Source organism: Nonomuraea sp. NPDC005650 (genome assembly GCF_040605375.1).
Taxonomy (GTDB): domain Bacteria; phylum Actinomycetota; class Actinomycetes; order Streptosporangiales; family Streptosporangiaceae; genus Nonomuraea.
This window is the reverse complement of record NZ_JBEXCR010000033.1, coordinates 153,109-159,434: the sequence shown is the minus strand read 5'-3', so window position 1 is coordinate 159,434 and position 6,326 is coordinate 153,109. Positions and strand designations below refer to the sequence as shown.

The following is a 6,326-nucleotide window of genomic DNA, read 5'->3' as shown; positions in this document are numbered from 1 at the left end:
CCCCGCAACTCGGGACTGCGGAAACCCACTCAGCTCGCTATGCTGGCCGCCGCCAGTGAGTGCTCACCGTGTTGCGACGACCCCTCGAATACACCCGTGCTCGGGGGCCGTTCCGAAATCGTCGGGATCGCCGGGGTCAGCGTGGAGCGATCCACGTGGCGCGGGCGGCGGCCACCAGCGTGCCGTCCGCCTCGTAGATGGCGCTCTGCCCGAACATCTTGCGCCCGTCGCGGCCGGTCGGGCGGGCGACGACGGAGTAGCGGCCGCCAGGGGAGACCGGGCGGTGGATCTGCACGGCCAGGCGGCCGAGCAGGGCGCTCTCGCCCGGCCCGAAGTGGGCCCAGCCGGTGATGCAGTCGAGCACGGCGCCCACGATCGAGGCGGGCACGCCGTCCTCGCCCGTCACCGTGAACGGCACCCGCCAGCCGGCCGCCACCAGATCCGTGCCCTCCACCGGGCCAGGGAAGATGCGCAGGCCGTCACCGGGCTCGCGCAGCCCGCAGGCGAAGCACTCGGCGAACGGGTGGGCCTTCAGCCCCACGAACCCCGCCTCGGCGCGGGCCGCGTCGTTGAACGGCACGAACCCCGGGCCCTCCAGGTCCTCGGCCACGGGGATGGCCTCGACCAGGAGCTTGTCGCCGTCCGAGAGGGAGACGGAGTTGGCGACGTGCTCCAGGCGCAACTCGGTTTCCAAAGGTGTCGGCGCATGCAACGTGACCTCGACCGCTGATCGGCCCCCGTTCAGCGCCTCCGCCATGGTGCCCGCGATCCAGCCGCCGTTGGCGACTCCCGCCGGACCCCGGAAACGCTCGGGAACCGTCAGCACTGTCTGCAGGGCAGACGTCGTCATGCCACACCCTCCAATATCGCCACATACGGCGACAAGTCCAGAAATGTCAATAGGAGCAGGCCGATTTTACCGGACACCCGGTTTCACCAGATCTCGGGGGTCCTGAGGCTGATCGACACCACCACATAACGCCTCGAAGGGGCCCGAAACTTCCCACCCACCGACACGCTATGCGCCGCACATCGCCAGGATGTAACTCAGGGGTTAGAAGCAACGAAAATCGGCCCCACTCCAGGCTTGCCTGAAGTGAGGCCGATCAAGGCGTTGCCTTTACCTTATCCCGGGTTTCCCCCGCCCCGCGACCGATCCGCCGATCCGGAGTGCGCGCCCCGGGCCAACCTCGGAGAAGCTGTAAGCAACACGACAGAAGCGGGGGTGGGTCTGTGCACGGGCCGAGGTTACGGTTTCCGCCGGGGTCGCTGGTCATCCTGACCGGGCTGCCCGGCGCGGGGAAGACCACGCTGCTGCGGCGCCTGTACGGGCTGCACGGCGCGGAGAGCCTGCCCGTCACCAGCGGCACGGTCGTGGTGATCGACTCCTACCAGTCCAAGCGGCACTGGAACGGACGGCTCGGCTGGGTTCCCGGGCCGGTACGCCGCGCTGTGGTCTTCGTCACTCACCTGAGCCGCATCCGCCACGCCCTGCGCCTGGGCCACTCGGTCCTCGCGCACAACCGGGGGTGCGCGCCGTACGTGCTGCGGGGTTTCGCCTGGCTGGCCCGCAGGCACCGCGCGGACTTCCACCTGCTCCTGCTCGACGCGCCGCCGGAGGAGGCGCTGGCGGGGCAGGTGACCAGGGGCCGGGTGGTCGCGCCCAGGACGTTCGCGCGCCATCGGCGCAGGTGGGAGAGCCTGTTGACGAGGGTGAGGTCCGGCGACCCGGCGCCCGCCGCAGGGGCGTGCGTCATCGGCCGGGCCGAGGCCGGGCTGCTCCGGGAGATCGTGTTCGAGCGGACGCCGACGCCGACCCGATGAGATTTCCGCGCGGCGGATGTCGATATGGCCGCACCTCGTTCGTGCAAGAGGTGACGGAAAGGAAAAGTCACATGAAGCAGTACGTGCTCAGCATGCACCAGCCCGACGGAGCCCCGCCCCCGCCCGAGATCCTGGACCCGATCATGCGCGACATCGGCGCCGTCGAGCAGGAGATGCGCGACGCGGGCGCCTGGGTCTTCTCCGGCGCGCTCCAGCCACCCTCCCAGACCCGCGTGGTGCGGATGCGCGACGGCGAGCCGCTCACCACCGACGGCCCCTACGCGGAGGGCAAGGAGCACATCGGTGGTTTCACGATCATCCAGGCGCCGGACCTGGACGCGGCCCTGGAATGGGCCCGCAAGCTGGCCGCGGCGGTGGCCCTGCTGCCGATCGAGGTCCGCGAGTTTCAGGGGAGCGTCTAGAGCACCGGCAGGTAGCGGCCGAGCTCGAACTCGGTGACGTGCCGCCGGTATTCGCGCCACTCCGCGCGCTTGTTGCGCAGGAAGAAGTCGAAGACGTGCTCTCCGAGCGTCTCGGCCACCAGCTCGCTCTGCTCCATCACCGCGATCGCGTCGTTGAGGGAGCCGGGCAGCGGCTGGATGCCGAGGGCCCGCCGCTCGGCGCTGGTCAGCGTCCACACGTTGTCCTCGGCGGCGGCGGGCAGCTCGTAGCTCTCCTCGATGCCCTTCAGGCCCGCGGCCAGGATCAGCGCGAAGGCGAGGTACGGGTTGCACGCCGAGTCGAGCGACCTGAACTCGATCCGCGTCGAGCCGCCCTTGTGCGGCTTGTACATCGGCACCCGGACCAGCGCGGAGCGGTTGTTGTGGCCCCAGCACACGTAGGAGGGCGCCTCGCCGCCCTGCCCCGCGATGGCCTCGGCGCCGCCCCAGAGCCGCTTGTAGGAGTTGACCCACTGGTTGGTGATGGCCGTGATCTCGGCGGCGTGCTTGAGCAGCCCGGCGATGAACGAGCGGCCGATCTTGGACAGCCGGTATTCGGACCCGGCCTCGTAGAAGGCGTTCCTGTCGCCCTCGAACAGCGACATGTGGGTGTGCATGCCGGAGCCCGGGTGCTCGGTGAACGGCTTGGGCATGAAGGAGGCCCAGATGCCCTGCTCCAGGGCGACCTCCTTCATGACCAGGCGGAAGGTCATGATGTTGTCGGCCGTGGTCAGCGCGTCGGCGTAGCGCAGGTCGATCTCCTGCTGGCCGGGGGCGCCCTCGTGGTGGCTGAACTCCACCGAGATGCCCATCGACTCCAGCATCAGCACCGCCTGGCGCCGGAAGTCGTGGCCGGCGCTGTGCGGCGTGTGGTCGAAGTAGCCGCCGGAGTCGATCGGCTCGGGCCGCACGCCGGCCTCCGGGCGGTTCTTCAGCAGGAAGAACTCGATCTCCGGGTGGGTGTAGAAGGTGAAGCCCATGTCGGCGCACTTGGCGAGCGTGCGCTTGAGCACCCAGCGCGGGTCGGCGTGGGACGGCGAGCCGTCCGGCATCAGGATGTCGCAGAAGATCCGCCCCGCGCCCGGCGTCTCGCTGCGCCAGGGCAGGATCTGGAACGTGGCCGGGTCGGGCTTGGCGAGCATGTCCGACTCGTAGACACGCGCGAAACCCTCGATGGCCGAGCCGTCGAAACCTATGCCCTCGGCGAACGCGCCTTCGAGCTCGGCCGGCGCGATGGCCACTGACTTGAGGAAACCGAGCACGTCCGTGAACCACAGCCGGATGAACCGGATATCGCGTTCCTCGAGCGTGCGGAGCACGAACTCCTGCTGGCGGTCCACAGCGTCCCCTCATATCTGTCAGTACTGGTACAGCTACCAGCATGCCGTGCCCGTGTTTCGCACACGTTACGGGGGGCGCCGGTGCGAGCCTCGCTGACAAAGGCCCGCCCCGAGCTTACTGTGATCACGCAGTCAGTCTCGGGGGAGGCATTGGTGGCTATCGACCTGCTCAATCACAAGCTCGATCGGGCGTTCGACCACATCGACGCGAGCGGCAACGGCGTCGTCGAGCGGGAGGACCTGCTGGGTCTGGGCGCCCGCATCCTGGTGGGCTTCGGGGAGTCCCCCACCTCGGTCACCGGGTCCAGCCTCGTCGACGGCTTCGACGAGATCTGGTCGACCCTGTCGAAGGCGCTGGAGCGCGACGTCGACTTCGGCATCGCGCGCGCCGACTTCCGCGCCGGGATGGTGGCGGCGTTCGTCACGGGCGACCAGTACGACTCCGTGTTCAGGCCGGCGACGGTGGCCGTCGCCGAACTGTGCGACGGCGACGGCGACGGGGAGATCGGCCCCGGCGAGTTCCGCACGATGCTGAGCGCGTTCGGGGTCGCGTACGACGACGTGGACGCGGCCTTCGACCGCCTCGACCGCGAGGGCAGGGGCACGCTCACCGTGGACGAGCTGGTCCTGGCCGCCTCCGACTACTACCGCGGCGACGACCCCAACGCCGCGGGCAACTGGCTCTTCGGCCCGCTGTGAAGGCCGGCGTGAAGACAGCTGCGAAGACCGCCGCGAAGACCACGGTGAAGAACACTGTGAACAACACCACCACGAGCACCACGAGCACCACGGTGTTCGCCACGGTGCGTACCGCGCTGCGGTCGGCCCTGACCTCGGTGCTGCCGCTGCCGCGCAGGGGCGGCTCGGCCGCGACGGCGCTGCTGCCGCTCACCGAGCGGGTGCCCGCGATGGCGGCCCCGTGCAGGATGCACCCGGCCGTGTACGCGATCGAGGCCGCGGTCATCGACTGGGCCAGGAGGACCGGCCTGCGGGCGGCCCCAGGCGTGGGCTACCACCGGATGGCGGGCCGGGCGTTCGCCGAGTTCGACGCGGCCGCGGCGGCGCTGTTCGCGCAGTGGCTGACGTGGCTGTTCCACCTGGACGACGAGCTGGACGAGGGCTCGTGCCCGCTGGACATCTTCGACGGCATGCTCAGGGGCGCGGCCCGGCATCCGCTGGAGGCGGCGTTCGCGGACCTGTGGCGGGTGACGAGCGCGCGGATGAGCGACCGGTGGCGGGCCAGGTTCGCGGTCGGGCTGCGGCGCCAGCACGACGCGTGCCGCACCGAGGCCGACAACCGGGCGGCGGGCCGGATGCCGACGCTGGAGGAATACCCGGCGCTGCGCAGGGGCACCGTGGGGCCGTACCTCTATGACCTGGTCGAGCCGTGCCTGCGGGTCGAGGTGCCCGTGTGGGTGCACGAGTGCGAGCCGTGGCAGCAGCTGGTGAACGCGTGCAGCGACGTCACGGCCTGGTGCAACGACGTGGCCTCCCGGCCGAAGGAGCGCGGCGACGTGCACAACTTCGTGGTGCTCGCGATGCGCCAGCTCGGGCTCGGCGAGCGGGAGGCGACGGCCTGGGTGCTCGACCGGATCGCCGCACGCTGCCAGGACATGCACAAGGCCGCCCGGCGGCTGCCGCTGGAGGACCTGGAGCCGAAGGAGGCGAGAGACGTCAGCAAGGTCGCCTGCGCGTACCTGGCGGCGCCGCGCGCCCACCTCGACTGGCTGCTGGAGTCCAAGCGCTACGCGTGACCCGCCAGCGTGTCGCCCGTGGGGGTGCGGCGGTAGACGACCTGTTTGCCGACCCGCATCCCCACCGCGAGCCCGCCGTCGCTGAGCACGCCGAGGTGCTGGCTGACCGCGCCGGGCGTGAGTGTCATGCGCGCGGCCAGGGCCGAGGTCGTGGTGGGGTCGGCGAGGGCGAGCAGGATCTGCGCCCGGCTCCTGCCGATCAGGGCGGCGAGCGCGCCGGGCGCGGGCGGCGGGCCCTGCTCCCACAGCGTGCCGACGCCGAGCACGGGGTAGACCAGCATCGACTGGTACGGTGCCGTCATCACCGCCACGGCCGGCCCCCAGAACGCGCTGGGCACCAGCACCAGCCCGTCGCCGTGCAGGCCGCCCGCCTCGCACCACGGCCGGTCGATGAGCAGCCGCTCCCCCGTCCACACCACGGCCGGATCGAGCGCGGCGAACAGCTCGTGCGCCCCGCCCTGGGCCAGCTGCCGCGACCGGCGCAGCACGTCGCGCTCCAGCAGCCCGTACACGCGGGGCCAGTACTCCGCGAAGCACGCCTCCCAGTACGCCTCCAGCGTGGCGGCGACCCTGGCCACGCCCGCCTCGGGGTCGGCCGTGAACCGCTCGATCACGGCCCGGTCGGTCCCCTCGATCTTCGCCGCCTCCGCGCCGGCCTGCTCGGGATCGGCGCTCCTGACCCGGTCCAGCTCGGCGGCGAACTCCGGCATCGGCGTGTCGGGCGGCGGGGTGATGAAGTCGGCGATGTAGCCGTTCGGCGGCACGAGCGCGAACAGCTCGGCCAGGTCGAGCCCCGCCAGGCGGGGGCGCACGGCCTTGAGCCAGGGCAGGTGGATCGAGTGCCTGGACGGGCCCTGGAGGGTGCGCAGGCTGGCGACCAGCTCCCACATCGGCGAGAACGCGAACCGGATCCGGGCCACGTCCTCCGGCTTCAGCACCCATGTGACAGACATGGTTTTAGCCTGCAC

Annotated in this window: 7 protein-coding genes; 4 read left to right on the top strand and 3 right to left on the bottom strand. The window is 70.9% G+C overall.

Going from position 1 to position 6,326, the window contains the following annotated elements:
• Positions 1-136: 136 nt before the first annotated feature.
• The gene (locus tag ABZS69_RS44775; protein ID WP_355383840.1) at positions 137-850 is read right to left on the bottom strand and encodes a hypothetical protein; all 714 of its coding nucleotides are present in this window, start codon (positions 848-850) and stop codon (positions 137-139) included.
• A 383-nt stretch (positions 851-1,233) separates the two neighbouring features.
• Here ABZS69_RS44775 and ABZS69_RS44770 point away from each other — a divergent pair, with 383 nt between their 5' ends.
• Both ABZS69_RS44770 and ABZS69_RS44765 read left to right on the top strand, forming a co-directional pair.
• Positions 1,234-1,824, top strand: a complete 591-nt coding sequence (locus tag ABZS69_RS44770) for an AAA family ATPase (RefSeq protein ID WP_355383837.1) — start codon at positions 1,234-1,236, stop codon at positions 1,822-1,824.
• A gap of 71 nt (positions 1,825-1,895) precedes the next feature.
• Complete coding sequence (locus ABZS69_RS44765; protein ID WP_355383834.1) at positions 1,896-2,246, top strand: YciI family protein; 351 nt, start codon at positions 1,896-1,898, stop codon at positions 2,244-2,246.
• Here the strand turns inward: ABZS69_RS44765 and glnA are convergent.
• Entirely contained in the window at positions 2,243-3,604 is a 1,362-nt protein-coding gene (glnA, locus tag ABZS69_RS44760; protein ID WP_355383831.1) for a type I glutamate--ammonia ligase, read from the bottom strand. The two genes, ABZS69_RS44765 and glnA, sit on opposite strands and share 4 nt — an antisense overlap.
• Before the next feature lie 153 nt (positions 3,605-3,757).
• Here glnA and ABZS69_RS44755 point away from each other — a divergent pair, with 153 nt between their 5' ends.
• Positions 3,758-4,303 carry a hypothetical protein gene (locus ABZS69_RS44755; protein WP_355383828.1) on the top strand — a complete coding sequence of 182 codons (546 nt, stop codon included), beginning with the start codon at positions 3,758-3,760 and terminating at the stop codon, positions 4,301-4,303.
• A gap of 8 nt (positions 4,304-4,311) precedes the next feature.
• Positions 4,312-5,358: a terpene synthase family protein gene (locus ABZS69_RS44750; protein WP_355383825.1), complete on the top strand. Its 1,047-nt coding sequence runs from the start codon at positions 4,312-4,314 to the stop codon at positions 5,356-5,358.
• Here the strand turns inward: ABZS69_RS44750 and ABZS69_RS44745 are convergent.
• On the bottom strand, positions 5,349-6,311 hold the full coding sequence (locus ABZS69_RS44745) for a DUF5937 family protein (RefSeq protein ID WP_355383822.1): 963 nt from the start codon (positions 6,309-6,311) through the stop codon (positions 5,349-5,351). The genes ABZS69_RS44750 and ABZS69_RS44745 overlap by 10 nt on opposite strands.
• Positions 6,312-6,326: the final 15 nt, after the last annotated feature.